The sequence below is a fragment of the Streptomyces sp. NPDC044044 genome (assembly GCF_056434405.1).
The window spans coordinates 520,639-537,997 of the sequence record NZ_JBWKFG010000006.1; the positions used below are offsets into that span (position 1 = coordinate 520,639).

General features: G+C 70.4%; 15 protein-coding genes. 3 read left to right on the forward strand and 12 right to left on the reverse strand.

Annotation, left to right across the window (positions count from 1 at the left end):
- Positions 1 to 6 precede the first annotated feature (6 nt).
- Complete coding sequence (locus tag AC07AG_RS24870; protein ID WP_361051430.1) at positions 7 to 726, forward strand: ABC transporter permease; 720 nt, start codon at positions 7 to 9, stop codon at positions 724 to 726.
- Positions 727 to 1,081: 355 nt separating this feature from the next.
- Here the strand turns inward: AC07AG_RS24870 and AC07AG_RS24875 are convergent, their stop codons facing one another.
- From AC07AG_RS24875 to AC07AG_RS24915, 9 genes are all read right to left on the reverse strand, one after another.
- Complete coding sequence (locus tag AC07AG_RS24875) at positions 1,082 to 1,906, reverse strand: HAD family hydrolase (RefSeq protein ID WP_361051433.1); 825 nt, start codon at positions 1,904 to 1,906, stop codon at positions 1,082 to 1,084.
- Positions 1,903 to 3,192, reverse strand: a complete 1,290-nt coding sequence (serS, locus tag AC07AG_RS24880; protein ID WP_478757749.1) for a serine--tRNA ligase — start codon at positions 3,190 to 3,192, stop codon at positions 1,903 to 1,905. The genes AC07AG_RS24875 and serS overlap by 4 nt, the downstream gene beginning before the upstream one ends.
- 629 nt (positions 3,193 to 3,821) lie before the next feature.
- Positions 3,822 to 4,757: a prephenate dehydratase gene (pheA, locus tag AC07AG_RS24885; protein ID WP_249588957.1), complete on the reverse strand. Its 936-nt coding sequence runs from the start codon at positions 4,755 to 4,757 to the stop codon at positions 3,822 to 3,824.
- A 215-nt stretch (positions 4,758 to 4,972) separates the two neighbouring features.
- Positions 4,973 to 6,220, reverse strand: coding sequence for an iron uptake transporter deferrochelatase/peroxidase subunit (efeB, locus tag AC07AG_RS24890; RefSeq protein WP_478757751.1), 1,248 nt, complete (start codon positions 6,218 to 6,220; stop codon positions 4,973 to 4,975).
- 11 nt (positions 6,221 to 6,231) lie between these two features.
- Positions 6,232 to 8,202 (reverse strand): copper resistance CopC/CopD family protein, encoded by a 1,971-nt coding sequence (locus AC07AG_RS24895; protein ID WP_478757753.1) that lies wholly within the window; start codon positions 8,200 to 8,202, stop codon positions 6,232 to 6,234.
- A gap of 14 nt (positions 8,203 to 8,216) precedes the next feature.
- Positions 8,217 to 8,708: a copper chaperone PCu(A)C gene (locus AC07AG_RS24900; protein ID WP_478757754.1), complete on the reverse strand. Its 492-nt coding sequence runs from the start codon at positions 8,706 to 8,708 to the stop codon at positions 8,217 to 8,219.
- Positions 8,705 to 9,355 (reverse strand): SCO family protein, encoded by a 651-nt coding sequence (locus AC07AG_RS24905; protein ID WP_478757755.1) that lies wholly within the window; start codon positions 9,353 to 9,355, stop codon positions 8,705 to 8,707. The genes AC07AG_RS24900 and AC07AG_RS24905 overlap by 4 nt, the downstream gene beginning before the upstream one ends.
- Positions 9,356 to 9,435: 80 nt before the next feature.
- Positions 9,436 to 10,194 (reverse strand): YcnI family copper-binding membrane protein, encoded by a 759-nt coding sequence (locus tag AC07AG_RS24910; protein WP_478757757.1) that lies wholly within the window; start codon positions 10,192 to 10,194, stop codon positions 9,436 to 9,438.
- Positions 10,195 to 10,375: 181 nt separating this feature from the next.
- The gene (locus AC07AG_RS24915) at positions 10,376 to 11,197 is read right to left on the reverse strand and encodes a hypothetical protein (protein WP_478757759.1); all 822 of its coding nucleotides are present in this window, start codon (positions 11,195 to 11,197) and stop codon (positions 10,376 to 10,378) included.
- Positions 11,198 to 11,466: 269 nt separating this feature from the next.
- Between AC07AG_RS24915 and AC07AG_RS24920 the strand changes: the two genes are divergently transcribed.
- Positions 11,467 to 11,910 (forward strand): ATP-binding protein, encoded by a 444-nt coding sequence (locus AC07AG_RS24920; protein ID WP_249588963.1) that lies wholly within the window; start codon positions 11,467 to 11,469, stop codon positions 11,908 to 11,910.
- A gap of 54 nt (positions 11,911 to 11,964) precedes the next feature.
- Here the strand turns inward: AC07AG_RS24920 and pdxR are convergent, their stop codons facing one another.
- Complete coding sequence (gene pdxR / locus AC07AG_RS24925) at positions 11,965 to 13,401, reverse strand: MocR-like pyridoxine biosynthesis transcription factor PdxR (protein WP_478757760.1); 1,437 nt, start codon at positions 13,399 to 13,401, stop codon at positions 11,965 to 11,967.
- Positions 13,402 to 13,442: 41 nt separating this feature from the next.
- Here pdxR and AC07AG_RS24930 point away from each other — a divergent pair, with 41 nt between their 5' ends.
- The gene (locus tag AC07AG_RS24930) at positions 13,443 to 13,934 is read left to right on the forward strand and encodes a carboxymuconolactone decarboxylase family protein (protein ID WP_478757762.1); all 492 of its coding nucleotides are present in this window, start codon (positions 13,443 to 13,445) and stop codon (positions 13,932 to 13,934) included.
- A gap of 73 nt (positions 13,935 to 14,007) precedes the next feature.
- Here the strand turns inward: AC07AG_RS24930 and AC07AG_RS24935 are convergent, their stop codons facing one another.
- Together AC07AG_RS24935 and AC07AG_RS24940 are read right to left on the reverse strand one after the other, a co-directional pair.
- Positions 14,008 to 15,504 carry an aminopeptidase P family protein gene (locus tag AC07AG_RS24935; protein WP_478757763.1) on the reverse strand — a complete coding sequence of 499 codons (1,497 nt, stop codon included), beginning with the start codon at positions 15,502 to 15,504 and terminating at the stop codon, positions 14,008 to 14,010.
- A 99-nt stretch (positions 15,505 to 15,603) separates the two neighbouring features.
- Positions 15,604 to 17,037, reverse strand: a complete 1,434-nt coding sequence (locus tag AC07AG_RS24940; RefSeq protein WP_478757764.1) for a PP2C family protein-serine/threonine phosphatase — start codon at positions 17,035 to 17,037, stop codon at positions 15,604 to 15,606.
- Between the last annotated feature and the right edge of the window lie 322 nt (positions 17,038 to 17,359).

Genomic DNA, 17,359 nt, shown 5'->3' on the forward strand with positions numbered 1-17,359 from the left:
GCCATCGTGTACGACCCCACTGTCGCCCGGCTCACCTACCGGGCCCTGCTCGGCCGCCGCCGGGCTCTGATCCTCTTCGCCCTGCCCGTCCTGCTGATCGTCATCTCCGCCGCGGTCCGCGGATTCAGCGGCGCCGACGACCAGGTCGCCTCCGACCTGCTCGGCGGCTTCGCGCTCGCCACGATGGTGCCGATCATCGGCGTCATCGCGGGCACCGGAGCCATCGGCCCCGAGATCGACGACGGCTCCGTCGTCTATCTCCTCTCCAAGCCGGTCAAGCGCCCCACGATCATCATCACCAAGCTCACCGTCGCCATCGCCGTGACCATGGCCTTCTCGGCGATCCCGACCTTCATCGCGGGCATGATCCTGAACGGCAACGGCCAGCAGATCGCGGTGGCTTACACCATCGCCGCCCTGGTCGCCTCGATCGCGTACGCGGCGCTCTTCCTGCTCCTTGGCACGATCACCCGGCACGCGGTGGTCTTCGGCCTGGTCTACGCCCTCGTGTGGGAGGCGCTCTTCGGATCGCTGGTCGCCGGGGCGCGCACGCTCAGCGTCCAGCAGTGGTCGCTCGCCGTCGCCCAGAAGACCGCGGGCGGCGACCTGGTCACCTCGGACGTCGGCCTCCCGGTCGCCACGGTGCTCCTCGTCGGCGTCACGGTCCTCGCCACGTGGTATGCCGGGCAGAAGCTGCGGTCGCTGACGCTGGCCGGGGAGGAGTGATTAATTCAGTGGCGGGCAATTCGGGACGAGGGCACAGTAGTTGTGTCACCGCGCCACGAGCCTGGCGCCCGCTTACCGGGAGAGGAGCCGACGTGTCCATCACCAGTCCGTCGAGTTCCCGGCAGGGCAGCCCGCGGCAGGCTTCGGAGTAGTTACTCACTCCGTAGAGCCCCGCCCACGGGAGAGTCGCCCGGGGCGGCCGCTTCGAGCGCGCACTTCGCTGCGCGGGCCGCCCACCCAACGTCGCACCGGAGCCGGGCACCGAATCTCTCGGTGCCCGGCTCCAGTGCGTTGGCTATGTCAGCGTGTTGGCTACGTCAGTGTGTCGGCCATGCCAGTGCGCCGGCCACGTTCCTCAGGCCAGGAACCGCTCAAGCACCGCCGCGATGCCGTCGTCCTCGTTCGACGTCGTCACCTCGTCCGCCACCGTCTTGAGTTCCTCGTGGGCGTTGGCCATCGCCACGCCATGTGCCGCCCAGCCGAACATCGGGATGTCGTTGGGCATGTCCCCGAAGGCGATCGTGTCCGCGGCCTTCGCGCCCAGGCGGCGAGCCGCGAGGGACAGGCCCGTCGCCTTGGAGAGGCCGAGGGGAAGCAGTTCGACGATGCCCTCGCCGGCCATCGTCACGCCGACCAGACCGCCCGCCACCTGACGCGCCACCGAGGCCAGCTCGTCGTCGCTCAGGCCCGGGTGCTGGACGTACACCTTGTTCAGCGGAGCCGACCAAAGCTCGGCGACATCGGTGAACGGGACAGCGGGCAGCGGGCCGTCCTGGACCGCGTACCCAGGACCCACGATCACCTCGCCGTCGAGGCCGTCACGGCTCGCGGCCAGCGCCAGCGGGCCGATCTCCGCCTCTATCTTGGCCAGGGCGAGGCCCGCGAGCTGCCGGTCGAGCGTGACCGACGTGAGCAGCCGGTGCTCGCCCGCGTGGTAGACCTGCGCGCCCTGCCCGCACACCGCCAGGCCGTCATAGCCCAGGTCGTCGAGGATGTGCCGGGTCCAGGGCACGGCACGGCCGGTGACGATGATGTGCGCGGCGCCCGCCGCGGTGGCCGCGGTGAGCGCGTCGCGCGTACGCGCCGAGACGGTGTCGTCGGAGCGCAGGAGCGTTCCGTCGAGGTCGGTCGCGACCAGCTTGTACGGGAAGGACGGTGTGGCAGGAGCAGGGTGGCTCACTTGTTGATGGGCTCCAAGATCTCTCGTCCCCCCAGGTACGGACGCAGTACCTCGGGCACCCACACGGAGCCGTCGGCCTGCTGGTGATTCTCCAGGAGGGCGACGATCGTGCGCGGGACGGCGCAGAGCGTGCCGTTCAGCGTCGCGAGCGGCTGCGTCACCTTCTTGCCGTCGCTCTCGTCGCGCATCCGGATCGACAGACGGCGCGACTGGAAGCTGTCGCAGTTCGACGCGGAGGTCAGCTCGCGGTACTTGCCCTGCGTCGGGATCCACGCCTCGCAGTCGAACTTCCGCGAGGCCGAGGAGCCCAGGTCGCCGGTGGCCACGTCGATCACCTGGAACGGCAGACCGAGGCCGGTCAGCCACTGCTTCTCCCACTCCAGGAGCCGCTGGTGCTCGTTCTCCGCGTCCGCCGGGTCGACGTACGAGAACATCTCGACCTTGTCGAACTGGTGCACGCGGAAGATGCCGCGGGTGTCCTTGCCGTACGTGCCGGCCTCACGGCGGAAGCAGGGCGAGAAGCCCGCGTACCGCAGGGGCAGCTTGTCGGCGTCGATGATCTCGTCCATGTGGTAACCGGCGAGCGCGACCTCGGAGGTGCCGACCAGGTAGTAGTCGTCCTTCTCCAGGTGGTAGACGTTCTCGGCGGCCTGGCCGAGGAAGCCCGTGCCCTCCATGGCGCGCGGGCGGACCAGGGCGGGCGTCAGCATCGGGATGAACCCGGCCTCCGTCGCCTGCGCGATCGCCGCGTTCACCAGGGCCAGTTCGAGCAGGGCGCCGATGCCCGTCAGGTAGTAGAAGCGCGATCCGGAGACCTTCGCGCCGCGCTCGACGTCGATGGCGCCGAGCATCTCGCCGAGCTCCAGGTGGTCCTTGGGCTCGAAGCCCTCGGCCGCGAAGTCGCGCGGGGTGCCGATGGTGTCGAGGACGACGAAGTCCTCCTCGCCGCCGACCGGGACGTCCGGGTGGACGAGGTTGCCCAGCTGCCCGAGCAGGCGCTTGGTCTCCTCGTCGGCCTCGTCCTGTGCGGCGTTGGCCGCCTTGACGGCGGCGGAGAGCTCGCCGGCCTTCTTCAGGAGCTCGGCCTTCTCGTCACCCGAGGCCTTGGGGATGAGCTTGCCGAGCGCCTTCTGCTCGGAACGGAGCTCGTCGAAGCGGAGCCCGGACGACCTGCGCCGCTCGTCGGCGGAGAGCAGGAGGTCGACAAGCGCGACGTCCTCTCCACGGGCGCGCTGGGAGGCGCGAACACGGTCGGGGTCCTCACGGAGCAGGCGAAGGTCAATCACCCCACCAGGCTACCGTCGAGCGGTTCCGGCTCACGACTCGATAATCCACTCTGTGGCGTTATAGGTGATTTGCCGGAATGGGAATTCCCGAAAGCGGCGCGACGGAATTGAGCCATCGGGCAGTCGGCGGGCAGCCGTCAGGTGGTCGTCGAGCGGTCGCCGTGCGCTTGCCGCCGCCCGTTCCGGACTCACGGGTTCCGGGTCAATGAAAAGGGTCCCATTCCCCGAAATGGGGCAGAGGGGACGTGCCCTCTTGACCCGATCCCCTTGTGGGGAGCGGGACTTGAGGCCCCGGTTGTCCACAGGAATATCCCGTTCGGGAAAGTTATCCACAGGCTGTGCGAAAGATCTGTGGATGCCGGAAGAGATCGTTCCGAAAGCCGCATGCGCGACGAAGGATTCCCGTCCCAAACCACCCTCACACCCACTTTCGAGTGGAAATGGTTCGCTCCAAAGAGTTGATCAATGGAAAAGAGTGGACGAGGGGTGACGTGCGCGACTGTGGACGGACTTGTGGGTTGTAGGCCGATTTGTCGACCATGTCATGCTTCGTTGTCGACTTGTCCCCAGGTCGAGAAGCGTGCCTGTGGATAACTTTGTGGACAACGTAAATCAGCAGGTAAGACTGCTCAGAACCGGCCGTCCTGGCACTGCGTCAGCCAGTCCGACGCCGCAAGGAACTCGCCATCGGTCGTCCCCGGCCGCAGCGGACGGACGTCATCGGTCGTCACCCCGGCCCGCGGGTACGACCCGAGGAAGCGCACCTGCGGGCAGATCCGCTTGAGGCCCATCAGCGCCTCGCCCACGCGGCGGTCCGTGATGTGCCCCTCGGCGTCCACGGAGAAGCAGTAATTGCCGATGCGCTGACCGGTGGGCCGCGATTCGATCCGCATCAGGTTGACGCCGCGCACCGCGAACTCCTGGAGCAGTTCGAGCAGGGCGCCGGGGTGGTCGTCGCCGAGCCAGATGACCACGGACGTCTTGTCCGCGCCGGTCGGTGCCGCGGGGCGGGCCGGGCGGCCGACCAGGACGAACCGGGTCTCTGCGGTCGCCGCGTCGTGGATCTCGCTGACCAGGGGCTCAAGGCCGTACGTCGCCGCCGCGAACTCGCCCGCGAAGGCCGCGTCGAAGCGTCCCTCCTGGACGAGGCGCGCGCCGTCCGCGTTCGAGGCCGCCGACTCCCACAGGGCGTCCGGGAGGTTCGCGGCGAGCCAGTTGCGGACCTGGGGCTGGGCCACGGGGTGACCGGTCACCGTCTTGATGTCCTTGAGCTGCGTGCCGGGCCGCACGAGCAGCGCGAAGGCGATCGGCAGGACGACCTCGCGGTAGATCATCAAGGGCTCGCCCTTGGCGAGCTCGTCGACGGTGGTCGTCACGCCGCCCTCGACCGAGTTCTCGATCGGCACCAGTGCCGCCGCCGCATCGCCGTTGCGGACCGCGTCAAGCGCCGCCGGCACGGACACCATCGGGACGAGCTCCCTGGTGGCCGCTTCCGGGAGCGTACGGAGGGCGGCTTCGGTGAAGGTGCCCTCGGGGCCGAGATAGGTGTAGCGCATCGCCGACATACCGTCACCCTAATGGCCCGTACGTGGCATGGCTCACGCGTCTCACGGAGCGGCACCCGCCCCACGTACGCGCATATGGCACCGAGCCGCGCCCGCTCCCGCGCACCACCACGGGCGCCCGCCCCGCGCACGAAGGGGCGCTCGCCCCGCGTACGGAAGGGCGCCCGCCCCACGCGCGAAGTGGGGCGCGGGCCGCATGCGGAACGGACCCAGGCCTACGCCTCCAGGAGCCGCTGCCCCACGTACTCGCCCTTCGCCGCACCGCCCGGCACCGCGAAGAGGCCGCTCGCCTCGTGCCGGATGAACTCCGACAGAGCGTCCCCCCGGTCGAGCTTGCGCTGCACCGGCACGAAACCGCGGAGCGGGTCGGCCTGCCAGCACACGAAGAGCAGGCCCGCGTCCGGCTCGCCGTCCTTGTCGAAGCCGTCGTGGTACGAGAAGGGGCGGCGCAGCATCGCGGAGCCCCCGTTCTGGTCGGGACGGGTGATGCGGGAGTGGGCGTTGAGGGCGATGACGTACTTGCCGTCCTTGCCCGCCTTCTCCAGCTTCGGCTCGGTGCTCTCCGTGCCGCCGGTCAGGGGGGAGCCGTCCGACTTGTGGCGCCCGATGACCGCCTCCTGGTCCCCCAGGCCGAGCTTCTCCCAGTCGTCCAAGAGCATCCGGATGCGGCGTACGACGACATAGGAGCCGCCCGCCATCCAGGACGGGTCCCCCGCGGCGGGCACGTAGATCCGCCGGTCGAAGTCGTCCTCCGACGGCTTCGGGTTGTTCGTGCCGTCGATCTGGCCCATCAGGTTGCGGGTCGTCATCGGGTGCGCGGTCGCGCCGGGCGAGCGGTTGAAGCCGTTCATCTGCCAGCGCACCCGTGCCGCGTCACCCGCCTCCTTCTGGAGGGCGCGCAGCGCGTGGAAGGCGACGAGCGGGTCGTTCGCGCCGATCTGCACCCACAGGTCGCCGTCGCTGCGTGCCTTGTCGAGATGGTCGGAGGAGAAGTCCGGCAGCGGGTCGAGCGCCGACGGGCGCTGCTTCTCCAGACCGGTGCGCCCGAAGAAGCTGTGGCCGAAGCCGAAGGTGACGGTCAGGGACGACGGACCCGCGTCCCGGGCGACATCCGTGTCCCCGCCCTCCGCGGCCTTGCCCGCCATCAACCGCTCGGCCGTCGCCGACCAGCGGCGCAGCAGGGCCGCCGCTTCCTTGCGGCCCGCGCCCGCCGCGAGGTCGAAGGCCACCAGATGGCCGCGGGACTGGACGGGCGTGGTGATGCCCGGCTGATGTTTCCCGTGAAACATGACCGTGTCCGCGCCAAGGGACGTCAGCGACGCCGCACGGGACGATGACGCTCCCTCCGAGGCGTCCGAGGGCGCCGCGGCGTACCCGGCCGCACCGCCCGCCGCGCCGAGCGCGAGACCGGTGGCGCCGGCGGTGCCGAGCAGCCGCCGCCTCGAAATCCCGTTGTCCGCCATGGTGGTTCCGTTCAGCCGATCTGCACGTTCTTGTTCACGGTCACTTGGTCGATGTCGGAGGTGCGCACGGTCACCGCGATCTTCCACTTGCCGGCCATCGGAATCTGCACCCCGCTGGAGCTCCAGTGTCCGGTGGCGATGTGGTCGGGGGAGACGGGCAGCGGGCCGACGTCCTTCGACTTGAGGGTGAAGGAGACCTTCACCTCGGGGATGTCGAAGGCGCTGCCGTTCGGCCGCTTCACGAAGATGTGCATCTCGTTGCTGCCGGTGCGGCCCGGGTCCAGGTCGAGCTGCAGGGTGCCCTTGCCGTCGTCGGAGCCCGTGTCGAAGGGGAACTTGAGGGAGAGGGGTCCTGACCGCTGTGCGGCGGCGGCAGCCGTCTTCGAGGCGGCCGCCTCCTCCTCCGTGCGTCCGGGCTCGGTGGAGGTGAGGACCGTGGTGACGGCGAGCAGGACGACGGCGACGCCCGCCTCGGCGAGCACGGAGCGGCGCAGGCCGGACCGGTTGGGGTCCGCGTCGCGGATCCGCTTCTCGCGGGCGGTGCTCATGGCGGCCTGCTGGCGGGCGAGCTGGGCGGAGCGCTTGGAGTCCCCTCCGGTGGCACCCGCGGGCACCGTCACCGGCTTCTTCTCCACGCGCTTGGCCGCGGCACGCTTCTCCGCGCGCTTCTCGACGACGGTGGCCGCCGCGGCCTCCGGGGCCAGGTCGCCCGCCTGGCCCGCGATCCGCGCTGTCCAGCGCCGCGAGATCCCGGCGATGCCGACGAGGACGACCACCAGGCCGACCTTGATGAGGAGCAGCTGTCCGTACCACGTACCGGTGAGCGCCGACCAGGAGCCGACCTGCCGCCACGACTGGTAGAGCCCGGTCGCGGCGAGGGCGACGACGCTGCAGAACGCGACCCGCGAGAAGCGCCGCACCGCCCCGGCCTCCACCGACGGCGCCAAGTAGAGGGCGACGACGAGCGCCGCGAGGCCGCCGAGCCAGGCGGCGACGGCGAGCAGGTGCACGACGTCCACGGGCATCGCGAGCCCGGCCTGGATGCCGGTCGACGCGTGCTCGGCCATGGCCCAGGTCGCGCCGAGCCCGATGGCGACGACGCCGCCGCCGATCGCGAGCCCGAAGGTGAGGTCCTTGCGCTCCTTGGGGTCGGTTCGCTTCTCGTACGCACCGAAGAGCACCGCGATGAAGAGCGCGGCGGCGGCGAGCAGCAGCAGCCGGGAGACCAGTGCGGCCCCCGTCTTCGTCTGGAGCACGTCGCCGAGCTTGGCCATGTCGAAGGCGTCGGCGATCTTCCCCGACCCGGTGTACGGCGCGCGGAGCAGCAGCATGACGAGCGTGGACGCGGTGAGCGTGACCCAGCCGGACACCACGAGGCGCTGCACGGGCCGCACGCCCGCGCCGCCCGGCCAGCAGCCGAGCACGAAGGCCGCCCCGCCGACGACGAGGATGAATCCGGCGTACGAGAGGTAGCGAGCGAAGCCGTAGAGCCCGCCGACGAATCCGCCGCCGACCTCCTGGTCCGGCAGCGCGACCTTGGTGTCGGACGGCGCGCCCACGGAGAAGGTGTAGGCCCCGGAGATGGGGTGGCTGTCGGCGGAGACGACCTGGTAGGCGACGGTGAAGGTGCCGTCGGGCAGCCCCTTGTGCAGGTTCACGCCGTACGTGTTGGACCCGAGGTCACTGGTCTTGCCGGTGTCGACACGCTTGCCGGCCGGGTCGAGGACCCGTACGGAGCCGTCGGACATGGCGACCTTCTCGGAGAAGGTCAGCGACACGCGGGCGGGTGCCTTGTCGACCACCGCCCCCTGCTTGGGGTCGCTGCCCGTCAGCGCGGCATGGGCGGAGGCGGGAGCCGCCGTGGCCAGCAGGGCGCCGAGAAAGACGGCGACGACGAGCAGGAGCCGTCCGACGCCGGGGGGTATCCCGAAGCGGGCGGCGGCCCCGGAGCGAGCTCCACAGCGGGGAGCGATGGTCTGCATCAGCGATCAGTCCCTCAGTGCGACGCGTGCTTGCCGGGCTTGGGGTTGTACGTGGCGGCCTTCACCGGAACCTCAATCTCGATGGGGTCCGACTTCTCGAAGTGCAGCGTCACCGCGACCTTGTCGCCCTGCTTCGGCTTGTGCTCGAGCTCCTCGAACATGAGGTGGTTGCCGCCACGGGCGAAGTCGAGCTCGCCGTTCGCGGGCACGTCGAACGACTTCTGCTCCTTCATCGCGTTGCCCTTGGTGCTGTGCAACGTGACCTTCTGCGCGAGGGAGCTGGTCACCGAGGTGAGCTTGTCGGCGGCGCCCTTGTTCGTGACGGTGAAGAACCCGGAGGCCATGGTGTCCATGGCGGGTTCGGGCATGAAGGCGCCCGCGACCTTGAGCTCGGGCTTGTCGGATGCCTTGTCGGCGTCCTTGTCGCCGGACGAGTCCGAGCAGCCCGCGAGGGCGAGGCCGGCCGTCAGCGCCATGGCCCCGGTGACGAGAGTGCGGCGGTTCACGGGGTGGCTCCCTTGACGATCTTGGGGAGGTCCTTGGTGTAGTCGTCCACGGTGGTGTCCTCGCCGTACAGGACGTACCCGGCGTCGGTCTTCGGCGAGAACGCGATGACCTGCGTGCCGTGCATCGAGACGACCTTGCCCTTCTCCTTCTTGGAGGGCTCGATGCTGATGCCGAGGGTGCGGGCGCTGCCCTGGATGGTGTCGAAGTCACCGGTCAGGCCGATGAAGTCGGTGTCCTGGGCCTTGAGCCACTTGCCGAGTGCTTCGGGGGTGTCGCGCTTCGGGTCGGTGGTGACGAAGACGACCTGGAGCTTGTCCTGTTCGGCCTTGGGCAGCTGCTTCTTGGCGACGGCGATGTTGCTCATCGTCAGGGGGCAGACGTCAGGGCAGTTGGTGTAGCCGAAGTAGATGAGCGTCGGCTTGCCCTTGGTCGCCGCGCGCAGGTCGTACTTCTTGCCGTGCGTGTCCGTGAGGACGAGGTCCGGCTTCTCGAAGGGCTTGTCGAGGATGGTCGCGGCCTTGTCGCCGTTGGACTCGACGGAGACGTCCGCGACGGGCTTCTTGCCGTCGTCACCGCCGCCGCAGGCGGACAGGGTGAGGGTGGCCGCGGCCAGCATGGCGGCGGCGAGCAGCTTCTTCTTGCGCATACGAAAATGTCCCAGATGTGAGGGGGGTCCAGGCGCACCGGGGGCAGGCGAAACGCCCCCGGTGCGGCCCGAAGGGTGGCTCAGCTGTTGGCGCGACGACGGCCGGCGAGCACGCCGAACGCCACGCCCGCAGCGCCTACGACGATGCCGACGATGCCGAGGACGCGGGCGGTGGAGTCGCTGCTGTCGGAGGAGGCGGCGGACTCGCTCTTCTCGTCCGACTTCGCGTCTTCCTTGGCGTCGTCGTGCGAGGCGGCGGCGCCGTGGCCGTCCTCGGACGCGGCGGTCAGGGCGAGGGCGGGCGCCGGGTGCTCCGGCTCCTCCTGGCCCTTCTGCTGCGGCTCGATCCAGCGGACGACTTCCTTGTTGTCGTACGTCTGGACGGCCTTGAAGACGAGCTCGTCGGCGTCCTCGGGCAGCGCGCCGAGGGAGAGCGGGAACTTCTGGAAGGTGCCCGGCTGGACGCCCTTGCCGTCGGCGGTCCAGGTGACCTTGGAGACGGCCTCGTCGATCTTCTCGCCGTGCATCTCAAGGGGCTTGTCGAGCTTCGTCTTGGTGACCTTCGCGGTCCAGCCGGGGACGGGCTGCGTCATGACGGAGGCGAGCGGGTGGTCCTCGGGGAAGGACACCTCGAGCTTGTTGGTCGAGGCGTCGTCCATCTCGTTCGGCACCTTGAAGTTGACCGTGGCGTAGCCGCCCTTGGCGGCCTCGCCCTCGGCGGTGACGCTGACGTGCGCGAAGGCGGGGACGGAGAGCAGCAGGACGGCGGAGGCGGCGACGCCACCGACGACGGAGACGCGGGAGGCCTTCACGGTGGACAGCGCAGACAGAACAGACATGGCAGAAACACTCCACTTTCAGCGGTGATGATCAGCAGCGGTGATGATCAGCAGTGCCGAACAGGCCGGCAGTGGTGATCAGGGGAGAGTGCGCGCGGCGGCGAACCGAGCGGGCACGCGCGCGTGGATGCCGCCGGGCGTGACGCACCTCTCCGTAGTGCTGCGGTAGGAGTGCGTCGCGTCAGGCAGCGAGTGCGAGTGCGGCGGTGGCCGGCGGGCCACGCCTGATCACCGTGTGCTGGAGCGTGGTGGTGTGCGGCGTCAGCGGTCCGAAGTACGCCGTACGGGGCGCGCGCGGACCCGCGTCGGGCGCCCCGGGAAGTCCGGCGCGCAGGGCGCGTACGAGAGCGAGCGCACCGCGCAGGGAACGCACGAGCGCCCCCTCGGCGACTCCATGCGCCCCGTGCGCCGAGAGCCGCACGAGCCGGAGCAGCGCGATGTCGCCGCGGCGCAGCAGCCATCCGGCGGCGACGGCGGCGAGTACGTGCCCCAGGAGCATGGGAAGCGACGGGAGCAGCGACATGGAGTCCATCGCGGAGTCCGCCGCCGTGGCCGGGGCGCTGTGATGGACGGCGTGGCCCGGAGCCCCGCCGCCCGGCTCCATGCCTGCTGTCGACAGGATCCGATGGGCCTGGGCCGGGCTGATGTTGGCGGCACCCGCCCCGCACACCAGACGTGTGGCCCGCTCCACCAGGGAGGGGTCGGCGGCCGTCGCCGTGCCGCCGCCGTGCTGGCCGACTCCGAAGAGAACGTGCAGGCCCACCTGCCCGGCGGCCAGCGCCGCGGCGATGCCCGGCAGCGAGCGCTCACGCCCGGCGAGCGGTGCCGCGACGGCAAGGACGGCGAGGAATCCGACGCCGAGCGTCCACAGCGGGACGGCGGCGCAGGAAGCGAGCACATGGCCCCCGGCGGACAGCACGACGCAGAGCACGGCGAACACCGAGGCTCTCAGCAGCCGGAGGTCGACTCCGGCGCGCGCTTCACGCTGGTGGGGGGCAGTCATGGCCGGAACATCATTGCACTGGGCCTACCCGCCGCATACGGCAGGTCCGCAAGCTCCCATGGATGCCGATCGGTGCCCATCGATGCCGATGGGCACCGAATGGGTGTCTTTAGGAGGGATCGAAAGTGGCTTGTGAGGGACGTGTCTACACCGTCCCGACCCGTCCGCGCGTCGGCCGTATGGGCGGCATCACGTCAACTGCGCGCTTATACACGGGCGCTTGCGGCAATACGTATCGGTATGTCGAGCCGCGGCCAGGAGGCTGGAGCATGAGCATGTGGTGGTCACTCCATTTGCGGCGCGAAGCTGCGAGCGTCCCACTGGCCCGTCGGCTGCTCATCGGCACGATGGAGAGCGCGGGGGTGGATCCCGACGTCTCGTACGACCTGTCGGTGGCCCTCAGCGAGGCCTGTGCCAACGCGGTGGAGCACGGCGGGGCGACGGTCCCCGAGGGGGCGGCCGGGGCGTATCGGGTGACGGCGTACCTCGACGGCGAGAAGTGCCGCATCGAAGTGGCCGATTCAGGACCGGGATTCGTCCCCGTCGCGCAGCCCGTTTCCGACACCGCCGAGCACGGACGGGGTCTCTACCTCATCCAGGAGCTCGCCGATCATGTGCACTTCGGCAACAGGCCGGGCGGCAGGGGCGGCGCGGTGATCAGCTTCGACAAGATCCTCAAGTGGCGCGAGGACGCACCGCTCGTCACCGCCTGAGAGCCCTTTTGGCCGCCTGTCGGCCCCTCCCCGGCCAGTCCGGCGGCGAGCCCGCTAGCCGGGAGGCAGCGCCCTGCACAGGGCCTCCAGTGCCGCTCCGTAGGTGTGCTCCGGCGGCGTCGCATAGCCGACGACCAGACCGTCGGGTGCGGGCATCGTCGCCTCCGGGTGGCGGAAATCGGCGAGGCCCTCCAGCGCGAGGCCCTGCCAGGCGGCCGCCTTCGCCGTGGATTGTTCGGTGCCGGGCGGCAGCCGCAGGACGGCGTGCAGGCCCGCGGCGACGCCGGTCGGGCTGATGTGCGGGGCATGGGCCGCGAGGGCGGCGACGAGCTGATCGCGGCGGTGGCGGTAGCGCTGACGCATGCGGCGGACGTGCCGGTCGTAGTGGCCCGACTCGATGAGGTCGGCGAGCGTGAGCTGATCGATGACACTGACCCACGCCTCCCGTTCGCCCTTCGCCGCGAGCACCCCGTCGATGAGGTGTTCGGGCAGAACGAGCCACCCCAGACGCACCCCTGGAGAGAGGCTCTTGCTGACCGAGCCCATGTAGACGACACGTTCGGAATCCAAGCCCTGTACGGCGCCCACCGGCTCCCGGTCGTAACGGAACTCGCCGTCGTAGTCGTCCTCCAGGACGAGGCCGCCGCCGGTACGCGCCCAGTCGATCACCGCGGCGCGCCGGGACGGGTGCAGGGGGCCACCGGTCGGGAACTGGTGTGCGGGCGTGAGCAGGACGGCCTTGACCCGCTGACTCCCGGTCAACTCCTCGATCCGGGCGCCCTTTTCGTCGAGGCCGAGCGGGACCGTCCGTACGCCCGCGGTCCCGAGGATCGAGCGATGGAAACCGAGGCCGTACGACTCCACGGCCAGCGGACCCTTCAGCATCCCGCCTCCCCCGCTCCCGAACAGCAGCCGCAGGGCGTGCGCGAACCCGGAGCACACCACGATCCGCTCCGGGTCGGTGCGCACCCCGCGGGCGCGCCCCAGGTAGCCGGCGAGCGCCCGGCGCAGCTCGATGCGCCCCTGCGGGTCACCCGGCCCGAAGGCCTCGTTAGGTGCGGAGTTGAGGGCGCGCCGGGCCGCGGCGAGCCAGGCGGTGCGCGGGAAGGAGGCGGCGTCCGGCTGGCCCTGACGCAGGTCGTACGTGGGCGGGGCGGACGCGGCGGGCCGGGCGGGCGCCCGCTTGGGGACACGGGTGCGCGCGGGAGGCGCCGCCCGTTCGGCAACGCGCGTGCCGGACCCCTGCCGCGCGGTCAGCCAGCCCTCGGCGACCAGCTCGGCATAGGCGTCGGCGACGGTGTTGCGGGCGATGCCCAGATCGGCGGCGAGGGAGCGGTAGGGCGGAAGCCGCGTCCCCGGAGCGAGCCGCCCCTCGCGCACGGCGTCGCGCAGCGCGCGGATGAGGACGGCACGGCGCCCTCCCGCCCCGGAGAGCTCCAGATGCAGGTCACTCCCGATGCGCTCGGCCAAATTGACCCACGATTCCACCATGGGAATGCACCCTATCTGAGGTCTATTCCACCCGTAGATTCATGGTCATGACGAACAACGAGAACGCCGCACAGGTCCACACGCACACCCCTCGCCTCAACTTCGCCAAGGCCGCCCCCAAGGCCTTCAAGGCCGTGATCGGACTCGACGCCGCCGCCCGCGAGGGCATCGACCCGGCCCTGGTCGAGCTGATCCAGATCCGCGCCTCGCTGCTCAACGGCTGCGCGTACTGCCTGCACATGCACACCTCCGACGCGCGCAAGGCGGGCGAGGACGAGGCGCGCCTGCACATGGTCGGTGTGTGGCGCGAGGCCAGGAACTTCTTCACGGAGAAGGAGCAGGCGGCCCTCGACCTGACGGAGGCCGTCACGCTCGTCCACCAGGGCGGCATACCGGACGACGTCTACGCCCGCGCGGCCGCCCAGTTCGACGAGACGGAGCTTGGCCACGTCCTGGCCCTGATCTTCACCATCAACACCTGGAACCGCATCGCCCTGAGCACCGCCAAGGTCGCGGGCGAGGACGAGCGCTAGGCCCCGGAAACGCGGCCCCGGAAACGCAGAACCGGGCCCCTTCTTAAAGAAGGGGCCCGGTTCGGCAGAGCGCTCAACCCTTGAGCTCGGCCATCCACGCCTCGACGTCATCCGCACGCCGCGGCAGCGCGGCCGACAGGTTCTTGTTGCCGTCGGCCGTCACGAGGATGTCGTCCTCGATCCGTACGCCGATGCCGCGGTACTCCTCCGGCACCGTCAGGTCGTCCGCCTGGAAGTACAGACCGGGCTCGACGGTCAGGCACATGCCGGGCTCAAGGACACCGTCGGCGTACGTCTCACGGCGCGCGGCGGCGCAGTCGTGGACGTCCATGCCGAGCATGTGGCCGGTGCCGTGCAGGGTCCAGCGGCGCTGGAGACCCAGCTCCAGGACGCGCTCGACCGGGCCCTCGACGAGCCCCCACTCCACGAGCTTCTCGGCGAGCACGCGCTGCGCGGCGTCGTGGAAGTCGCGGTACTTGCCGCCGGGCTGCACCGCCGCGATGCCGGCCTCCTGGGCCTCGTACACGGCGTCGTAGATCTTCCGCTGCAGCTCGTCGAAGCGGCCGTTGATCGGCAGCGTCCGCGTCACGTCGGCGGTGTAGTACGTGTGCGTCTCCACACCGGCGTCGAGCAGCAGCAGCTCCCCGGAGCGCACGGCGCCGTCGTTGCGCACCCAGTGCAGCGTCGTGGCGTGCGGGCCCGCGGCGCAGATCGAGCCGTAGCCGATGTCGTTGCCGTCGACGCGGGCGCGCAGGAAGAACGTGCCCTCGATGTAGCGCTCGCTGGTCGCCTCGGCCTTGTCCAGGACGCGCACGACGTCCTCGAAGCCACGGGCGGTCGAGTCGCACGCCTTCTGCAGTTCGCCGACCTCGAACTCGTCTTTGACCAGACGGGCCTCGGAGAGGAAGACGCGCAGCTCCTCGTCGCGCTCGGCGGTGACCTTGTCGGTCAGCGCGGCCTCGACGCCCGCGTCGTAGCCACGGACGACCCGGACGGAACCGGTCGCCTCACGCAGCTGTCCGGGCAGCTCGCGCACGTCGGACGCCGGGATGCCGTACAGCGTCTCGGCCTCGGTGAGGGAGTGCCTGCGGCCGACCCACAGCTCGCCCTGGCCGTCCAGCCAGAACTCGCCGTTCTCGCGGTTGGAGCGCGGCAGTAGGTAGATGGTGGCCTCGTGGCCGCTCGTGCCGTCCGCGAAGTCCGTCGGCTCCAGGACGAGGACGCCGTCCTCGGTCTGGTTGCCGGTCAGGTACGCGTACTCGACGGAGGCGCGGAAGGCGTACTCCGTGTCGTTCGAGCGGGTCTTGAGATTGCCCGCGGGGATCACGAGACGCTCGCCCGGGAAGCGCGCGGAGAGCGCGGCACGGCGGGCGGCGGTGTGCTCGGCCTGGGCGATCGGCTGCAGGTCGTGCAGCTCCGTGTCGGCCCATCCGGACTTCATGTTCTCGGCGAGCTCGTCGGAGACGCCCGGGTACAGGCCGTTCTTGCGCTGCTTGATCGGCTCTTCCTCGGACTCGATCTCCAGGTCTTCCGGGGTCTCCGGGTTCTCCGGAATGAGCTCCTCCGACACGATCTGCCTCCTATGTACGACACTGGGCCCCCTCCATCGTACGGGCGTACGGAAGGGGGCCCAGAGCCGGAAGGCCCATTACATGCCGTATTGCGGAGGTCACTCGAAACGGGCCGCGAGGAGAACCACGTCCTCGTCGCTGTCGGCCGCGTCGAGCCCGTCCGGCAGCACCGTCCGCAGGACGTGATCGACGAGCGCGTCCGGGTCGTCGCGCACCGCTTTCGGTACGCTCGCCGCCGCCGCGTGCAGCCGCGCGAAGGCCCGGTCCATCGGGTCGCCGGTGCGGTGCAGCAGCCCGTCCGTATAGAGAAGCACCGTTTCTCCCGGCCCCGTCTTGAACTCCACGCTCGGCGCCTCCCAGCAGGCGAGCATCCCCAGCGGCGCCGAGAGCGAGGTCTCCACGAACTCCGTACGCCGCTCGCCGATCACGAGCGGCGGGCTGTGCCCGGCCCCGGCCAGGACGATCTTGCGCAGCGCCGGTTCGCAGTACGCGAAGAGGGCCGTCGCCGACCGCGCGGGCTCGGTGAGCCGAAGCAGCAGCTCCAGATCGGACAGTACGGCGACGGGGTCCTCGCCCTCCATCACGGCGTAGGCCCGCAAGGAGGCCCGCAGGCGCCCCATCGCGGCGACGGCGCTCGGCCCTGACCCGGTGACGGACCCGACCGCGAGGCCGAGCGCGGCGTCGGGCAGCGGCAGCGCGTCGAACCAGTCGCCGCCTCCGCGCGCGGAGGTGCGGTGCCGGGCGGCGAGCTGCACCCCGGCGACCCGCGGCAGCCGCGAGGGCAGCAGCTCCTCGCGCAAGGTGGCCTCCGTGGTGCGGGCGCGTTCCAGTTCGATCAGGCGCGCCAGATGCTCGGCGGCCTGGCGTGCGTAGAGGCCGACGAGGTGCCGCTGGCGCTCGCCGGGCTCCGCCGGCTCGTCGTACAGCCAGACGGCGGCGCCGATCCGGCCCGCCGCTTCGGTGGACAGGGGCAGTGCGTAGCTCGCGGCGTAGCCGAGCCGGGCGGCGACCTCGCGGTGGCGGGGGTCGAGGGTGCTGTCGGCGAGCAGGTCGGCGTTGACGATCTCGGTCTCGGAGCCCGGCGGCGCGGGCGGTGCGTCGAGGAGCCGCCCGAAGGCGGTGGCGCCGCGGGGCACCGTCTCGATGTGGCCGAGGTCGGCGCGGGCGAGGCCGAGGCCGATGGTGGTGTCGGGACCGAGCCCGTCGGCGGGCTCCATGACGAGCAGGCCGCGGCGGGCGCCGACCAGGGCGGCTCCGGCGCGCAGCAGTTCGTGCAGGGCTTCGTCGAGCGTGGCCGTGCGGGCCAGGCGTTCCGTGAGCTCCTGCAGGGTGGTGAGATCGGAGATCCAGCCCGCGAGCCGGTCCTGGATCATGAGGGTCGGTGCGCTCTGGGCCTGTGGGGCGGGCGCGACAGTGTGGTCTTGTGGCGGAACAGTTGAATCGATTCCGGCCACTTTCGGGAGGTGCGGAGCGTTCATGGCTGACGGCTTTCCGGCCGGTGCGTATTGCTCAATAGCATCGCAAACCCCCATGTCATTCTGCGCCGCTAGCAATGTTCTCCACATCTACACGCACTGATGAGGGGATGTCCAGCATTGTCCAGCTGGGATTCCTGGTGTCCGTGGGAATTCTGTGGCGTTTTGGCGATCTTGGTAACTTGGCTCAAAAGTGCCTGAGGCGACGGCCTATTGCGATCGACTGGGATTGTTCAACAAGGGGCACTCCCAGGCCCTCAGGCACGGGAGGCGCGTCACAGCGGTCGTGATGGGTACGTACTCGGTGATGACCAGGGGCAGTTGAGATCAGCCCGGAACCTGGTGACGGAACCGGGCGTCTTAACTCACGACGACCGTG

Excerpts from the sequence above, each read along its gene's own strand:
- AC07AG_RS24915 (WP_478757759.1), bottom strand. The coding sequence starts at position 11,197 with ATGACTGCCCCCCACCAGCGTGAAGCGCGCGCCGGAGTCGACCTCCGG.
- AC07AG_RS24910 (WP_478757757.1), bottom strand. The coding sequence starts at position 10,194 with ATGTCTGTTCTGTCTGCGCTGTCCACCGTGAAGGCCTCCCGCGTCTCC.
- AC07AG_RS24905 (WP_478757755.1), bottom strand. The coding sequence starts at position 9,355 with ATGCGCAAGAAGAAGCTGCTCGCCGCCGCCATGCTGGCCGCGGCCACC.
- AC07AG_RS24920 (WP_249588963.1), top strand. The coding sequence starts at position 11,467 with ATGAGCATGTGGTGGTCACTCCATTTGCGGCGCGAAGCTGCGAGCGTC.
- AC07AG_RS24930 (WP_478757762.1), top strand. The coding sequence starts at position 13,443 with ATGGTCATGACGAACAACGAGAACGCCGCACAGGTCCACACGCACACC.
- efeB (WP_478757751.1), bottom strand. The coding sequence starts at position 6,220 with ATGGCGGACAACGGGATTTCGAGGCGGCGGCTGCTCGGCACCGCCGGC.
- pdxR (WP_478757760.1), bottom strand. The coding sequence starts at position 13,401 with ATGGTGGAATCGTGGGTCAATTTGGCCGAGCGCATCGGGAGTGACCTG.
- pheA (WP_249588957.1), bottom strand. The coding sequence starts at position 4,757 with ATGTCGGCGATGCGCTACACCTATCTCGGCCCCGAGGGCACCTTCACC.
- AC07AG_RS24940 (WP_478757764.1), bottom strand. The coding sequence starts at position 17,037 with ATGGGGGTTTGCGATGCTATTGAGCAATACGCACCGGCCGGAAAGCCG.
- AC07AG_RS24895 (WP_478757753.1), bottom strand. The coding sequence starts at position 8,202 with ATGCAGACCATCGCTCCCCGCTGTGGAGCTCGCTCCGGGGCCGCCGCC.